The sequence below is a fragment of the Rhizobium sp. 18055 genome (genome assembly GCF_902706285.1).
Lineage (GTDB): Bacteria > Pseudomonadota > Alphaproteobacteria > Rhizobiales > Rhizobiaceae > Rhizobium.
Window position 1 is genome coordinate 32,070 of record NZ_CACSKD010000017.1, and the last position, 14,009, is coordinate 46,078.

A 14,009-nucleotide genomic window follows, 5' to 3' on the forward strand; every position below is an offset into this window, starting at 1 on the left:
CTTGCACGTCAATACGAAACGCTCGCACAAGTTTCGGCCTCTATAGGTCAAATTAGGCAATAGGCCTGCTTTGTCTGTAAAGATCGTGCGAGAACAGAATGAATCTGTTAAATCAATTAGTTCAGATTATTAGGAACTTCGGTTCCCTTGGGCGGAATCGCCTGCTGGCGTTGGCCGGTATCGGGATCGTTTCGGTTGCGCTCATTCTCGGTGCAGCCTTTTTAGTCAATAAGCCTGCCCAGGAAACGCTTTATGTCGGGCTTGATTCGTCTGACCTGAACCAGATCAGCATCGCGTTGGCAGAATCCAATATCGCCTTTCAGGTCGGTACCGACGGCTCGAGCATCACAGTCCCTGCCGGCATGACCGGCAAGTCGCGTCTTCTGCTCGCCGAACGAGGACTGCCGAACAGCAACAATGCAGGTTACGAACTTTTCGACAAGGTCGGCTCGCTCGGTCTGACCTCCTTCATGCAGGAAGTCACGCGCGTTCGCGCGCTGGAAGGTGAGATTGGCCGCACGATCCAGTCCATCTCTGGCATCTCGGCCGCACGTGTTCACATCGTCATGCCGGAAGTCGGCAATTTCCGCCGGGCCGAACAGAAGCCGACGGCGTCCGTCATGCTTCGAGCGAGCGCCTCGACAGGCCGCTCCGCCGCAAGCTCCATCCGTCATCTTGTCGCCTCGGCCGTGCCGGGGCTCGAAATCGGTGATGTGACCATTCTCGATTCCGCCGGACAGCTGCTCGCTTCGGGCGACGAGGCCGGCAGCAGCAATCTCAACCGCTCGCTCGGTATCGTCCAGAACGTTCAGGACGAAGTCGAATCCAACATCGACAAGGCGCTGGCACCTTTCCTCGGCATGGACAACTTCCGTTCCAGCGTCACGGCGGATCTCAACACAGACAGCCAGCAGATTCAGGAAACCGTCTACGATCCGGAATCAAAGGTGGAACGCTCGGTTCGCACCACCAAGGAAGCGTCGCAGTCGCAGCAGAAGCAGTCCGACAACGCCACCACGGTTGAGCAGAACATCCCGCAGGCGGCGCCCGATGCCGGTGGCGCGGCCGGCCCGGAATCGCAGGACAAGTCTGACAAGAAGGAAGAGCAGACCAACTACGAGATCAACAGCAAGACCACCGCGACCACCCGCAGCAGCTACAAGGTTGAAAAGCTCTCCATCGCCGTTGTCGTCAACAAGGGACGCATTGCCCAGATGGTCGGTGAGCCGGCTGATCAGGCAAAAATCGACGCCTATCTGGCGGAGATGCAGAAGATCGTCGGCTCGGCCGCCGGTATCAGCAGCGACCGCGGCGACATCGTCACGGTCACAGCCATGGACTTCCTGGAAAACCAGCTGCTTGAAGACAGCGGCACCGGCTTCCGCGTCATGGACATGCTGAGCCGTAACCTTGCCGGCATCATCAACTCGCTTGCCTTCGTGGTTGTCGCCTTCCTGGTGATCTGGATGGGCGTTCGTCCGATGGTCCGCAGCATGACCGGCGGCACCGCGATCGGCGGCGACACGTCGATCGAAAGCGCCGGCCTCGAACTTCCGGACTTTGCACCGGCCGGCGATGCCGGTGGTGGAGGCCTCATGGACGGCTTCGGTTCGGACTTCGGTTTCGACAGCACCGAGGATCTCCTCAGTCTCGGCGACGACGAGGGCAGCTTCAATCGCCGCGTCAAGGAAGGTCCGGAGCGCAAATTGGCTCGGATGGTCGAGATCAACGAAGAACGTGCAGCAAAAATTCTCAGAAAATGGGCGGTCGATCACGCCGCATAAGAAAAGGCCGGGCAACCGGCCTTTTTCTTATTTATAGGCATCACACACATGAAGATGGGGCCAAACTCGCGCATGACGCGAATCGTGTTGCCATAAGGCACAGAATCATCTTAGTTTCGTGCTGCTTGTAAGAGATGAAATCCTTGTGCGAATCAATGCATAAAGTACAGCAAGAGTAAATCCCAAGAACTCGGAGATGGTGATTTGCGGCTCTTGCCTTAGTCTTGGATGATTCGCGGAGAAGCTGCATTTCTTAGCTGAAAGACGTGATCAAGCTTTTTCGTGATAGGTTCTCAGCCGCAGGATTTGCCAATGGACATGCATATATTGCAAGCTCTCAAGAGCGAGACGAGGACGACGAATTTCGTCGGCATCGCGTCGGCGAACCTGTCATCACGCTCCGATCTGATCGCGCAGTTGTGCGAGATCTCCAGCACCGCAAGATTGCAGCCCGGTCTGCGCATCCTGACGGATTATGTCGGCGCCTCGCACTATCTCTTGGCGCGGGCGGATTTGCTGCAGGAGGCCGGCCTCGATTTCGTTGTCTCCTCCGACTGGCCGTTCGATCTCGTCACAAATCTTGCTGAGGCTTTCGTTGGTGGTTTCGGCCGCGCGACGGAGCTCGAGAAATGCATGCAGCTCTTTCGGCCGCATTTTGGCGTGCTGCCCGATACCGCCGATGTCCCCGATGGTGCGAGCCGTCAGTACTGCTCGTTGATGTTCAACATCGGACGCTCCCGCCTCGCATTGATGTTCCTGTTTGATGATGGTTTCATCCTGTCGCAGGAGCGGCTCAGGGATGTGGGCCTGCTGACGGCCTATTACGCCAGCCTGCTGCAATATACTGGCACGAAGACCGACCGCGACTTCGAGCTGACGGATCGCGAGCTGGAGTGTCTCTTCTGGATTGCCGAAGGCAAGACCAGTGACGAGATTGCCATGATCCTCGGTATCTCGCGCAACACCATCAACAACTACATCACCAGCGTCATGCGGAAAACGGCAACAAAAACCCGTTCGGAAGCCATAGCGTTCGCGGTCAGAAATAATCTCGTCTAAGGGGACTGCGTAATGGCATTTGCATCGGGCCGGTCAATCAACAGTTCTGATAACCCGCGGTCCGCGCGCGCCACGAGAGTGAGCAGCCGGTCTGATCTGTTCCCCCGCCTGGTTGCCATGCAGAAGCTTGCCGACGCGCAGAATTTTGCCGTGTATCGCATGAGCGGCTCCGGCCTGCCTGCCAAGCAGCGGCTGATCTGCGAGCTGGAGAACTGGGGCCCCTCGAATGCGTCACTGAACAAGGCTTTTGCCGACGCCTACGGCGATGCGCTGATCGAGCACATCGAGAAGTCGCTGCTGCCGCTCGCCTGGGCGGGTAGCCATGATCGCAGCTTCCCCAGTGCCGTTGGTATCGCTCCCTTCCTGGTGCGCCTGCAGGACGGCCTGGTGCCGTTTTCCGGCATGGCCTTTCCGGTGCGCCTGGGCGCCATCGGCAACGGCTTCGTGGTCTTCACGGGCGACGATCTCGATCCGCCCAATGAGATGGTGGTTGAGCTGCATGGCCGCGCCTGCCAGGTGATGATCGACCTGCTGTCGCTCGACGAGCGGCGCGTTGCCGCAGCCGAGGCGCTGAGCGAACGTGAGATTGCCTGCCTGCAGCTGGCCGGTGACGGTCGTATCAGCGAAGAAATCGCCGACAAGCTTGGCCTGTCCGTGCACACCGTCAATGCCTATCTCGGCTCTGCGACGATCAAGCTGGATTCGGTCAACCGCATCCAGGCGATCGCCAAGGCGATCCGGCTTGGCTATATCAGCTAAGCTGTCGCGCAAAAAAAAGCCGAACCCTGCAGGGCGCGGCGCTCTTCTCTCGATCGGATTGTTAGCTTGCCAGCGCCTGTAGCGGCGGGACATTGTAGCGCGCGTTGTTCAGGCTTTGCGCCAGAAACATGGTGTTTTCGTGCGGATCGGCCGACGGGTTCTCGAAGGCAATATGGTTGATCTCGATGCCGGCATGCTCGGCAGCCATCGTCAACTGCGCGTAGACGGTAACGCCACGCGGCTTGATCTCCAGATCGATAACCACCTCGGGCTTGCCGCCCCACTCCAGCGTATAGCTCCCGCCATGGCCGAAATTGACCGTGCCCGGATGAAAGAACATCTCGGCCGCCGATGAGACGAGATCCGAGAGATTGCCGTAATACTCAAAGCGCAGGATCGAAATCAGGTCCGAAGCGTCGAGAAGACGCAGTTCGGTCGCGACCGGGCTGATTGCTTCAGCAAGAATCTTTTCACGCTGCGCAGAGTAGGGGCATTTTTTCATTCGGTCATCTTACCCGGTTGTTCTTGGCTTTCGCCGCATAAACCCGATGAATGAGTTCCGCGACGGCCTTATAAAATACTGACGGGATGACACTATCCACCGAGACTTGCGCAAACATGGAGCGCGCAAGAGGCGGATCTTCGAAAACAGGTATTCCGTTGGTCTCTGCGATCTCTCTGATTTTCAACGCAATTAGGTCCTGGCCCTTGGCAACGACGATCGGTGCGTCGTTTTCCTCGCGCACGTAGCGCAGTGCTACGGCGTAGTGGGTCGGGTTGGCGATCACCATGGTGGCGCGGGGCACGTTGGCAATCATGCGCCGCCTTGCGCGGTCGCGCATGAGGGCGCGCTGGCGGCCTTTCACGAATGGGTCGCCCTGCGACTGCTTGTTTTCCTCCTTGATTTCATGCCGCGACATCTTCAGTTCCGAGAACCAGTGATAGCGCGTCCAGAAAAAGTCGCCGATGGCCACCACCGCCGTCGCCACCAGAACGACGAGCGTGATCTTCTGCATCCCCGACATCATGCGGGTAAAGATGGTCGTGGGGTCGGAAAACATCGCGTCGATTGCTGCGAAGTAGTCGTTGCGGAGAACGAGCACCATGACGATGCCGACGATCAGGATCTTGGTCAGTGATTTGCCGAATTCGATCAGGCCGGACAGGCTGAACAGCCTGGACCAGCCCGCAGCCGGTGAAATGCGTGACCATTGTGGCCTGATACGCTCGAGCACGGGCACCGGCAGGTTCTGGCCGATCGAGGCCACGACCCCGAAGGTCATGAACAGGATCATGGCCGGTGCCAGGAGCTGCGCGCAGACCCAGCCCAGATGGATGAAGAGCGAGAGCGCGTCAGGGCCGGTATCGATCTTCCACTGATCCGGCTGCTCGAAAATATCCTTGAGCGACGCACCGACGACGCTGAGGCCGTTCGGCAGGAAGAAGATGAGGTAGATGTAGGTCGCAAGCACCGTGGCGAAGAGAGGGAGCTCTCGCGAAAAAGGTGTATTGCCTTTGTCAGCCGCGTCCGTTTGCTTTTTCGCGGTGGGCGCTTCTGTTTTGCTGTCCTTGTCGTCGTCGGCCAAGGTCGCGGCTCCCCGTCAAAAAGAAAAGGCCGCACCAATGCGCGGCCGTCTCTTCTTGTAGTCGCCGCGATTGCCACGATCAATCGCGGCAATCGAATAGTCGGGACCTGTACACAGCAACGGCGGTTTAAGCTGCCGCTGCTCCTTCGGCTTCGCCTTCCTTGAGCTGGATCTGGCCGGAATTCGCGAGCCGAATCGCTTCCTGGGCGATAGCGCGCCGTGCAATCGCGATCTCGCGCGGATTGATGCCGGCGGTGCCGCTTTGTAGGTCCGATTCGATCATGCGGCGCTGGCGAGGGCTGATCGAGGCAAGCACTGCCTCGCGCATTTCCCCCGAAGAGCCACGCAGGGCCATGGTCAGGATGTCGGCTGAAATGTCGTTCAGCAGCATGACACGGCCACGCTGCGGCATGACCATGAGATCTTCGAACAGGAAGATCTTCGGACGAACCTTGTTGACCGATTCGCGGCTGATCGATTCGAGCGAGGTGAGCAGCGTATCGACCTGCGGCTTGTCCATCTCGTTCATCAGTTCGGCAACCTTCGTCGAGCCGACCGAATTCTTCTCGGCATCGATCTCGGCCAGCAGGTTCAGCACCTGCTTCTCGATGATCTGCGCTGCCTTCGGGCTGACGGATTTGAGGTTGACGGTACGGTTCATGATGTCGGCGCGGCGGCCGTCCGGGATCTGCATCAGCACCTTGGCACCGAAGGAAGATGGCATCATGGAGAGAATATAGGCAACGGTCTGCGGATGTTCGCGCAGTAGGAACTTGCCGATGAAAACCGGATCGCCGTCGCCGAGACGGTCCCAGATCGAGGTCTCGTAGGCCTGGAATGCGGTGCGTCGGCCAAGCAGGCTATCGACTTCGTCAGGCGTCAGCCCCTCCTCGAGGATGCTTTCGATCGCCTTGGCGTTGTCCATCAGGCCTGCGCCTTCGGTGAACAGGTCTTCGAACTCGGCCACGAGGCCGAGCAGTTCGTCCGGAGGGATTGCGCGCAATGCCTGTGCCGATCCGATAATCGTCTGCAGCTCGGCTTGCGTGAAGTATTTCAACAGTCTGCCAGCGACCCCTTTCCCCATAGCGAGGAGAACGGCCGCTGCTTTCTCAGCCTGGGTCAACGGTTTCTCGGCAAGAGCGCCGCCGAAATCGTCAAAGTCCATCATGGTCTAACCTCTCCGTCCCTACACCGGGATCAGGCTTTCCTAGTACCTAAAACTTCTATCAGTTTTACGCCAAAACGTGTGTCGTCATTTTCCAGAACGGTGATCTCGCCGCGCGCAATCTTGCGGCCATTCACCATGATTTCGACCGGCTCGCCGATTTTCTTGTCGAGGGCGATTGTGGCGCCCTCGTTCAGGTTCATCAGCCCGGAAACCTGCATGCGGCTGCTGCCGAGCATGATCTGGACATCGATCGGGATGTCCATGATCAGGTCCATGTTGGACTGCATCGCGCTGCCGAGCGGCGCAGCTGCTGCCGGCGATGAGAACGACGTGTCGCCGAAATCGGAAACGCCGCCGAAGTCCGACGACCCGCCGAAATCGCCGCCGCCGAATGTCGTATCGGTTGCCGTGTCGAGATCGCCGCCGAACGCGGACAGGTCGGTGCCGCCGCCGAACGCATCGAGGTCACCGCCGAAATCCGGCATGCCGCCGTCTGCGTCGGTCTTCAGTACGCCACGCAGATCGTCGATAGCCTGATCAAGTTCGGCTTCGTTGCCTGGTAGCTCGAGATCGGTGCTTTTTGGTTTTTTCGTCGCCATGAAAATCACTATTCCAGTTGAAACTTGCCTCAACCTGCCTTGAGGGACAGGGGCCGAAATACGCTAATTCATTAAGTAGCGGATAAGGTCGTCATCCGAGTTGATCGTATCCTTCACCCGGACGGTATAATTCTCGCCCGAGCGGCCAAACTCGCAGACGTAGAGCTCTCTGCTATTGGCGCTGACATCGACGCGGACATCGCCGCTGTCGAGGAAAGGAATGACATCGCCGGCCGCCAGCTTCGAAATCGTGCGCAGCGTCAGATCCTGGAGCCGGATCTTCGCTTCGAGCGTGACCTGGGAACGGCGGACCTGTTCGGAAATCTGCTCCGTCCATTCGGACGAGTTGGCCGACTGGTTCTTGGCGCGCGGGGCAACCACCTTGGTCTTCAGCAGCGCTGCCTGCGACACGATCAACGCGAAGTCGGAGGTGATACCGGATAGCGTGATCGACATGTTGATCGACGCGGCAAATTCGCCATGCGTGTCGTCAGCGGCTTTCGGCCGTGTCTCTGCAGCATGCGGCGCCTCGAGCAGCGGCTCAAAGCCGCCAGGCGCATCGACGGCGGAGCGAAGCACGCTGGCGATCTTTTCGAACACCGTGACGCCAAGCTCCAGCTCGATGACCGAAAGCAGGCGATCCGCCGGCTGCTCGACCGTTTCAGGCGATGCACCCAGCAAATGCTCCATCAGGGTAATGATAAAGCCGTTGCCGCAGGCAAACGTGATGTCCTGCGACCAGTTGCGCAATGACCCGTTGACCAGCGTGACGCTCTCGCCGAGATCGGCGATCAGGTCGTTCTTGTAGCCGGCATGGCAGCCGAGATAGTTGACCTGGACGTCGAGGTCGGTTTCGCTCTTGATGACATCAGGCAGAAACTCGCGGTAGACATCGCCGAATGCCGTGCAGATCTTTTCGACCGTGACCTTGTCACCCAGCCTGCCCGTCAGCTTTGCGAGCAGGGCGTCGTCCATTGCTGGTTTCTGGAGTTGCGCGTTCATGTCCGTTTAGGCCGCCTTGTTCTCGCCACCGGGGTTCATCATTTCCTGCTCGACAGCGTCGATGGAAGGACGCTCGTACGCCGAGATGGTCTTGCGGCCGTATTCGAGAGCAACCTGCGGCACCGAGCCGTTCATGTAGGCAAGCAGCGTCTGCTTGACGATGATGTAGAGGCGGTGCTGCTTGGAGCGGACGATCTTGATCTGCGACACGATCGGCGAGCAGACGCAATAGGAAAGCAGAATGCCGAGGAACGTTCCGACGAGCGCCGAGCCGATCAGGTGGCCGAGAACTTCAGGCGAATCGTTGATGTGCGCCATGGCCTTGATGACGCCGAGAACCGCCGCCACGATGCCGATTGCCGGGAAGGCGTCGCCCATCGTCTGAATGGCATGGTAAGGCTTCATCTTGTCGTGCAGGATCGTGTTGATTTCTTCGTCCATCAGCGCCTCGATCTCGTGAGAGCGGGCATTGCCGATGATGATCAGGCGAACATAGTCACAGATGAAAGCCGTGATCTCCTTGTTCTTCAGGATCGTCGGCGCGGACTGGAAGATCGAGGATTCGGCTGGATTGTCGATATGCGCTTCGATTTCGTTGCGTGACTTGGTGCGCAGATCGCGCATCAGCGAATACAGAACACCGAGCGTATCGAGATAGTTGCGTTCTTTCGGTACCGAGTGCTTGAAGGCTTCCCCGAGCGCCTTGCCCGAATCCTTCACCACCTTCATGGGATTGCCCATGATGAAGCTGCCGATGCCGGCACCGCCGATGATGACGAGCTCGAAGGGCTGCCAGAGAGCTTCGAGGTGACCGCCCATGGCCATGAAACTGCCGATGATACAGCCGCAGACAATCACAAATCCGATAATGATATTCATCGTCAGTCCAAACCTGATCGTTATTTTCAACCGAAGGGATAGGATCGTTGGCTTGCGTGAGGCTGAACGTGGTCCGGCGCCGCAAGCTTTTTAGATGCCAGCTTCGCACAAGGATTTGCTGTCACTCTGCAGGTGACGAATGGGTCATCGCGCCCGTTTCTGAGATGCCGCCTCAGCGGAACCGGGTCCGAACACACGACAAACACCCCGATTTCGTACCGTTCATCGCCTGTGCCAGGAGTTTACCCCCATGCAATCCGGTCTCTATGTTTCATTGTCGTCGCAGATGGCACTTGAGCGTCGTCTCGACACCATCGCCGACAATCTGGCGAACGTGAACACGACGGGATTTCGCGGAACCGAGGTAAAGTTCAACCAGATGCTTGGCGAGACCGACAACAAGATCAATGCCAAGATCGCCTATGTCTCGCAGGGCAATGACTATCTCTCTTCGGACAACGGCGAAATGAACCACACGGGCAACATGCTCGATTTCGCCATCAAGGGCGATGCCTGGTTTCAGATCGACACGCCGGCCGGCAAGGTCCTGACAAGAGACGGCCGTTTCAGCCTGACCGATACCGGCGAACTGGTGTCCACCCGTGGCTATCCGGTCCTCGACGCCGGCGGCGGCGCGATCCAGCTCGACAGGACAGGCGGCGAACCCAAGGTCGGCTCCGACGGAATGATCTACCAGAACGACAAGCAGGTGGCGTCGCTTGGACTTTTCGAAGCGGATGTCAGCAAGGGGTATCTGCGCTATGAAAACAGCGGCGTCATGACCACAGAGACACCGCGCCCGGTGACCGACCGCTTCAATGTCGGTGTCCAGCAGGGCTACCTGGAAAATTCGAACGTCAACGCCATGCGCGAAATCACCCAGCTGATCGAGGTAAACCGTGCCTTCGAAAGCATGACATCGCTCAGCAAGGATACCGAAGACGCATTCAGCGAAGCGGTCAAGACTTTGGGCGGCAGCCGATAGGCGGAAGGTTTGATTGATGAGTAATCCAACGCTTGCTGAAAACGCCCCGCAGACCGAAGGCGCTCTGCTGACAGAAAGCGCCCTGCTGACAGAACGCGCTTTGTCGCCGAAGCTCACGCATCTCGAAGCGATGGTCTCGCGCTATTCGAAGCCCGAGTTCATGATTGCGCCCGGCGGCCACGTACAGACGATCGCAACCGGCCACTACACGGTCACCGGCCTCTCGCGGCACGTTCGCCTGGGTGAGTTTGTCGCCCACAAATCGCCGACCGGCATCCATCTCGGAGAGGTCGTCCGCGTCGAACCGGACCTTGCCTTCGTGTGCCCGATCGAGCCCGGCGAACCGATCGGCATCCATGACACCGTCATTCGCAAGGGCGCGTTCCGCATCGCGCCGACCGATAGCTGGTGCGGCCGTACCATTAGTTCCCTGTGTGATCCTATCGATGGCAAGGGCCCTGTCGTCGAAGGCCTCAAGCGCCGTTCGATCTCCAATACCGCGCCGCCTTCGATGACCCGCCAGCGTGTCGAGAAGGGCTTCAAGACCGGCGTGCGCGCCATCGATATCTTTTCGCCGCTCTGCCTCGGGCAGCGTCTCGGCATTTTCGCCGGCTCCGGCGTCGGCAAATCGACGCTGCTCTCCATGCTCGCCCGTGCTTCGGCATTCGACAAGGTTGTGATCGCCCTCGTCGGCGAGCGCGGCCGCGAAGTGCGCGAGTTCATCGAAGATACGCTCGGCGCCGACATGCAGAAATCTGTCGTGGTCGTGGCCACCAGCGACGAGAGCCCGATGCTGCGCAAGATGGCGCCGCTGACGGCGATCACCATCGCCGAGCATTTCCGCGATCAGGGCGACAACGTGCTTCTGATCGTCGACAGCGTCACCCGTTTTGCCCACGCCATCCGCGAAGTCGCGACCGCCTCCGGCGAGCCGCCGATTGCCCGTGGCTATCCGGCCTCGGTCTTCACCGAGCTGCCGCGTCTGCTCGAGCGTGCAGGCCCGGGCCCCGAAGGTACGGGAACCATCACCGCGATCATCTCCATCCTCGTCGATGGCGATAATCACAACGATCCGATCGCCGATAGCACCCGCGGCATTCTCGACGGCCATATCGTCCTGCAGCGCAGTCTCGCCGATGAAGGACGCTATCCGCCGATCGACCCGTTGGCCTCGATCTCGCGTCTGGCCCGCAAGGCCTGGACGCCGGACCAGGAAAAGCTCGTCTCCCGGTTGAAGACGCTCGTGCATCGCTACGAGGAAACCCGCGATCTCAGACTGATCGGCGGCTATCGCCAGGGTGCCGACCCGGATCTGGACATGGCCGTCAAGCAGGTGCCGATCATCTACGATGTCTTGAAACAGTCGCCCGGCGATGCCGCTTCGCTGGATGCGTTCGCCGATTTGGCCGGAGCGCTGAAAGCCGCCGCAGGCATGGGCAACCAGCAGGCCATTCGCCGTTAGAAGATGGCCGCCGTTGGAAGATAGCCGCCGTTAGAAGATAGAAAGACATTACGTGAACGATTTTGACGACGACGAAAAGATCCCCCCGCTGAAGCCGGGACGCCGCAGAACGACCTTCCACGACCGCGCGATGACGGTCGCAGGCCTGCTGCTGGCCGGCGCGTCCGCGGTCTTCCCGTGGTATGTCTTCTTCAACGAGGGCAAGTTCGGCATCAATGTCGCCGAGGGCGATCGCACACGCGAAATGCCGGATTGGCCGGCACGCGAGGTATTCAGCGTTTCGCCGCTGGCGCTGGCGAACAGGAACCCGCCGGAGAAAAAGCCTGACGTGCCGGTGGACCCGTTGACGACGGCGACGGTCTCGAGCATCGGCAAGGAAGACGACAAGGGCGCGCCCGCCGAAGACCAGCCGTTCCCTGGCAAGTCTGCTTTTCGATTGCTGCATGTCTCCAACGGCAGGGCTTTGATCGAAGACACGTCGGGCATGTATGTCGTGCGCGTCGGCTCGATCCTGCCGGACGAAAGCCGCCTGGCGACGCTCGAGCAGCGCGACGGGAATTGGGTAATCGTGACGTCGAAGGGCGAGATCTACGCCCGCAATTAAATCGCCTCTCTCCCAACGTTTCAAAAGGCTCCTCCACAGGTGAGGAGCCTTTTTCGTTCCGGGATCGGCGACATCGGTGATCGCCCGAAACAGGGACCGTCATCTCCGTAAGTCTGACGCAAGATTACCGCCGTAGGGTTACATTAGTAAAAATGGAGAGTTCCCATGCAACCGATTCAACTGTTCAACTTGGCCTCGCGGCAGGCGGAATGGCTGACGATCCGCCAGGAGGTTGTTGCCGGTAACATCGCCAATGCGAACACGCCGAAATATCACGCCAAGGACATCACGCCATTCCAGGCCGTGCTGGATCAATCCGACGTGTCGATGGCGCGTACCGATCCGGCGCACCTGAGTGGCAATGATCTGAGCACTAAGAACGACATTGATATCAAGGACGCGGCCCTCGATCAGGAAATCGGGGTTCAGGAATCCGGGAACACGGTCGGTCTGGCGGAAGAACTTTCCAAGTCCGGCGAAATCAAGCGCCAGTACGAGCTGAACACGTCGCTGATCGGCTCGTTCAACCGAATGATGCTTATGACGGTGAAGAGCTAAGATCATGGATCCTTTGTCAGCAGCTATGAAAATCGCCAGTTCCGGTCTCGAAGCGCAGTCCACGCGCCTGCGGATCGTTTCTGAAAACATCGCGAACGCGCGCTCCACCGGGGACACCCCCGGCGCAGATCCCTATCGCCGCAAGACCATTACCTTCGGTGAGGCAGTTGATCGCGCAAATGGCACAAAGACGGTGAACATCAAGAAGCTGGGCGTCGATGAATCGAAGTTCAGCACCGAATACGATCCGAACAATCCTGCGGCGGATGCCAAGGGTGTGGTCAAGCTGCCCAACGTCAACATGATGGTCGAGATGGCCGACATGCGCGAGGCCAACCGCTCCTACGACGCCAACCTGCAGACCATCAAGCAATCCCGCGACCTGATTTCGTCGACAATCGAACTACTGAAGAGCCAGTGATGATCAACAGCATAAACAGTGTCAGCTCCCTGTCGCTCACGCGCGATCTCGCCGGTGTCGATCTCGGGAAAACCGAAGCCTCGTCATCTGCGCAGAGCGCAACAAACGATGCCAGCTTCGCATCGGTGCTCGGCAACGTCGCCAATGGCGCTGTCAGCTCGCTGAAGAGCGCCGAAAGCATGTCCTTCGAGGGCATCAAGGGAACGGCTTCTACACGCGAAGTCGTCGATGCCGTGATGCAGGCGCAGCAAACGCTCCAGACCGCCATTGCCATCAGAGACAAGGTCGTTTCGGCCTTCCTCGATGTCACCAGAATGCAGATGTAGTTGATTTAAGGAAGAAGCCATGAGAGCGCTTGCCATTGCTGCCACGGGCATGGATGCCCAGCAGACCAATCTTGAAGTCATCGCGAACAACATCGCGAACATCAACACCACTGGCTTCAAGCGCGCACGCGCTGAATTCACCGATCTTCTCTATCAGACCCAGCGCGCCCAGGGCGTGTCCAACCGCGCCAACCAGGCGATCGTCCCGGAAGGTGCCAATATCGGTCTCGGCGTCCAGACCTCTGCCGTGCGCAACCTGCACATCCAGGGCGAACTCGCGCAGACCGGCAACGATCTCGACGTTGCAGTGGTTGGCCGCGGCTTCTTCCAGATCCAGGCACCGGATGGAACGAACCTCTACACACGTGCGGGTGCGTTCAACAAGAGCGAGACCGGCCAGATCGTCACGATCGACGGCTACACTGTCGCGCCGAACATCACTATCCCGGTCGGTTCGACGCAGGTCACCATCAGCCGCTCCGGCGAAGTGACGGCAATGCTGCCGGGGCAGACCACGGCATCGACGCTCGGTCAGTTGCAGCTCGCCGACTTCGTCAACGAAGCCGGCCTGAAGCCGCTCGGCGACAATCTGTTCCAGGAAACGCCGGCCTCCGGCCAGCCGGTCGTCGGCACGCCTGACGATCCGGGTTACGGCTATCTCAAGCAGAGCTACCTGGAATCGTCCAACGTCGACCCGGTCAAGGAAATCACCGAGCTGATCTCGGCGCAGCGCGCCTACGAAATGAATTCCAAAGTCATCACCACCGCCGACGAAATGGCCTCCATCGTCAGCCAGAACCTGAAGAGATAAGGAAGG

The 14,009-nt window shown here is 59.1% G+C and carries 16 protein-coding genes; 10 read left to right on the forward strand and 6 right to left on the reverse strand.

What is annotated here, in order from left to right; genetic code table 11:
- The first annotated feature begins 98 nt into the window (after nt 1-98).
- From fliF to GVL52_RS23475, 3 genes are all read left to right on the forward strand, one after another.
- Nucleotides 99-1,784, forward strand: coding sequence for a flagellar basal-body MS-ring/collar protein FliF (gene fliF / locus GVL52_RS23465; RefSeq protein ID WP_160011547.1), 1,686 nt, complete (start codon nt 99-101; stop codon nt 1,782-1,784).
- Nucleotides 1,785-2,096: 312 nt separating this feature from the next.
- The gene (locus GVL52_RS23470; RefSeq protein WP_160011549.1) at nt 2,097-2,843 is read left to right on the forward strand and encodes a helix-turn-helix transcriptional regulator; all 747 of its coding nucleotides are present in this window, start codon (nt 2,097-2,099) and stop codon (nt 2,841-2,843) included.
- 12 nt (nt 2,844-2,855) lie between these two features.
- The gene (locus GVL52_RS23475) at nt 2,856-3,602 is read left to right on the forward strand and encodes a helix-turn-helix transcriptional regulator (protein WP_160011551.1); all 747 of its coding nucleotides are present in this window, start codon (nt 2,856-2,858) and stop codon (nt 3,600-3,602) included.
- A 61-nt stretch (nt 3,603-3,663) separates the two neighbouring features.
- Here GVL52_RS23475 and GVL52_RS23480 read toward each other — a convergent pair whose 3' ends face one another.
- The 6 genes from GVL52_RS23480 to motA all read right to left on the reverse strand — a co-directional run bounded on the left by GVL52_RS23480 (nt 3,664) and on the right by motA (nt 8,836).
- Nucleotides 3,664-4,104, reverse strand: coding sequence for a hypothetical protein (locus tag GVL52_RS23480; RefSeq protein ID WP_160011553.1), 441 nt, complete (start codon nt 4,102-4,104; stop codon nt 3,664-3,666).
- A gap of 4 nt (nt 4,105-4,108) precedes the next feature.
- Nucleotides 4,109-5,188: a flagellar biosynthesis protein FlhB gene (gene flhB / locus GVL52_RS23485; RefSeq protein ID WP_160011555.1), complete on the reverse strand. Its 1,080-nt coding sequence runs from the start codon at nt 5,186-5,188 to the stop codon at nt 4,109-4,111.
- Between the two features lie 127 nt (nt 5,189-5,315).
- On the reverse strand, nt 5,316-6,356 hold the full coding sequence (fliG, locus tag GVL52_RS23490; protein WP_160011557.1) for a flagellar motor switch protein FliG: 1,041 nt from the start codon (nt 6,354-6,356) through the stop codon (nt 5,316-5,318).
- 29 nt (nt 6,357-6,385) lie between these two features.
- Nucleotides 6,386-6,955 carry a flagellar motor switch protein FliN gene (fliN, locus tag GVL52_RS23495; protein WP_160011559.1) on the reverse strand — a complete coding sequence of 190 codons (570 nt, stop codon included), beginning with the start codon at nt 6,953-6,955 and terminating at the stop codon, nt 6,386-6,388.
- Nucleotides 6,956-7,018: 63 nt separating this feature from the next.
- A complete protein-coding gene (locus tag GVL52_RS23500; RefSeq protein ID WP_160011561.1) occupies nt 7,019-7,957 on the reverse strand; it encodes a FliM/FliN family flagellar motor switch protein in 939 nt (312 codons plus the stop codon).
- 6 nt (nt 7,958-7,963) lie between these two features.
- Nucleotides 7,964-8,836, reverse strand: coding sequence for a flagellar motor stator protein MotA (gene motA, locus GVL52_RS23505; RefSeq protein ID WP_160011563.1), 873 nt, complete (start codon nt 8,834-8,836; stop codon nt 7,964-7,966).
- A gap of 250 nt (nt 8,837-9,086) precedes the next feature.
- Between motA and flgF the strand changes: the two genes are divergently transcribed.
- The 7 genes from flgF (at nt 9,087) to flgG (ending at nt 14,003) form a co-directional block, all read left to right on the forward strand.
- Complete coding sequence (gene flgF / locus GVL52_RS23510; RefSeq protein ID WP_160011565.1) at nt 9,087-9,821, forward strand: flagellar basal-body rod protein FlgF; 735 nt, start codon at nt 9,087-9,089, stop codon at nt 9,819-9,821.
- Between the two features lie 130 nt (nt 9,822-9,951).
- Nucleotides 9,952-11,283, forward strand: coding sequence for a flagellar protein export ATPase FliI (gene fliI / locus GVL52_RS23515; RefSeq protein ID WP_244619261.1), 1,332 nt, complete (start codon nt 9,952-9,954; stop codon nt 11,281-11,283).
- 52 nt (nt 11,284-11,335) lie between these two features.
- Entirely contained in the window at nt 11,336-11,887 is a 552-nt protein-coding gene (locus tag GVL52_RS23520; RefSeq protein WP_160011569.1) for a flagellar protein, read from the forward strand.
- Nucleotides 11,888-12,052: 165 nt separating this feature from the next.
- Entirely contained in the window at nt 12,053-12,445 is a 393-nt protein-coding gene (gene flgB, locus GVL52_RS23525) for a flagellar basal body rod protein FlgB (protein WP_160011571.1), read from the forward strand.
- Between the two features lie 4 nt (nt 12,446-12,449).
- Nucleotides 12,450-12,866, forward strand: coding sequence for a flagellar basal body rod protein FlgC (flgC, locus tag GVL52_RS23530; protein WP_160011573.1), 417 nt, complete (start codon nt 12,450-12,452; stop codon nt 12,864-12,866).
- The gene (locus GVL52_RS23535; RefSeq protein WP_160011575.1) at nt 12,866-13,192 is read left to right on the forward strand and encodes a flagellar hook-basal body complex protein FliE; all 327 of its coding nucleotides are present in this window, start codon (nt 12,866-12,868) and stop codon (nt 13,190-13,192) included. Before flgC ends, GVL52_RS23535 begins: the two co-directional genes overlap by 1 nt.
- 19 nt (nt 13,193-13,211) lie before the next feature.
- Entirely contained in the window at nt 13,212-14,003 is a 792-nt protein-coding gene (gene flgG, locus GVL52_RS23540) for a flagellar basal-body rod protein FlgG (protein WP_160011576.1), read from the forward strand.
- Nucleotides 14,004-14,009: the final 6 nt, after the last annotated feature.

Coding starts and splice junctions, on each gene's coding strand:
- fliF (WP_160011547.1), top strand. CDS start 99: ATGAATCTGTTAAATCAATTAGTTCAGATTATTAGGAACTTCGGTTCC.
- GVL52_RS23470 (WP_160011549.1), top strand. CDS start 2,097: ATGGACATGCATATATTGCAAGCTCTCAAGAGCGAGACGAGGACGACG.
- GVL52_RS23475 (WP_160011551.1), top strand. CDS start 2,856: ATGGCATTTGCATCGGGCCGGTCAATCAACAGTTCTGATAACCCGCGG.
- GVL52_RS23480 (WP_160011553.1), bottom strand. CDS start 4,104: ATGAAAAAATGCCCCTACTCTGCGCAGCGTGAAAAGATTCTTGCTGAA.
- fliG (WP_160011557.1), bottom strand. CDS start 6,356: ATGATGGACTTTGACGATTTCGGCGGCGCTCTTGCCGAGAAACCGTTG.
- fliN (WP_160011559.1), bottom strand. CDS start 6,955: ATGGCGACGAAAAAACCAAAAAGCACCGATCTCGAGCTACCAGGCAAC.
- GVL52_RS23500 (WP_160011561.1), bottom strand. CDS start 7,957: ATGAACGCGCAACTCCAGAAACCAGCAATGGACGACGCCCTGCTCGCA.
- motA (WP_160011563.1), bottom strand. CDS start 8,836: ATGAATATCATTATCGGATTTGTGATTGTCTGCGGCTGTATCATCGGC.
- flgF (WP_160011565.1), top strand. CDS start 9,087: ATGCAATCCGGTCTCTATGTTTCATTGTCGTCGCAGATGGCACTTGAG.
- fliI (WP_244619261.1), top strand. CDS start 9,952: ATGGTCTCGCGCTATTCGAAGCCCGAGTTCATGATTGCGCCCGGCGGC.
- flgB (WP_160011571.1), top strand. CDS start 12,053: ATGCAACCGATTCAACTGTTCAACTTGGCCTCGCGGCAGGCGGAATGG.
- flgC (WP_160011573.1), top strand. CDS start 12,450: ATGGATCCTTTGTCAGCAGCTATGAAAATCGCCAGTTCCGGTCTCGAA.
- GVL52_RS23535 (WP_160011575.1), top strand. CDS start 12,866: ATGATCAACAGCATAAACAGTGTCAGCTCCCTGTCGCTCACGCGCGAT.
- flgG (WP_160011576.1), top strand. CDS start 13,212: ATGAGAGCGCTTGCCATTGCTGCCACGGGCATGGATGCCCAGCAGACC.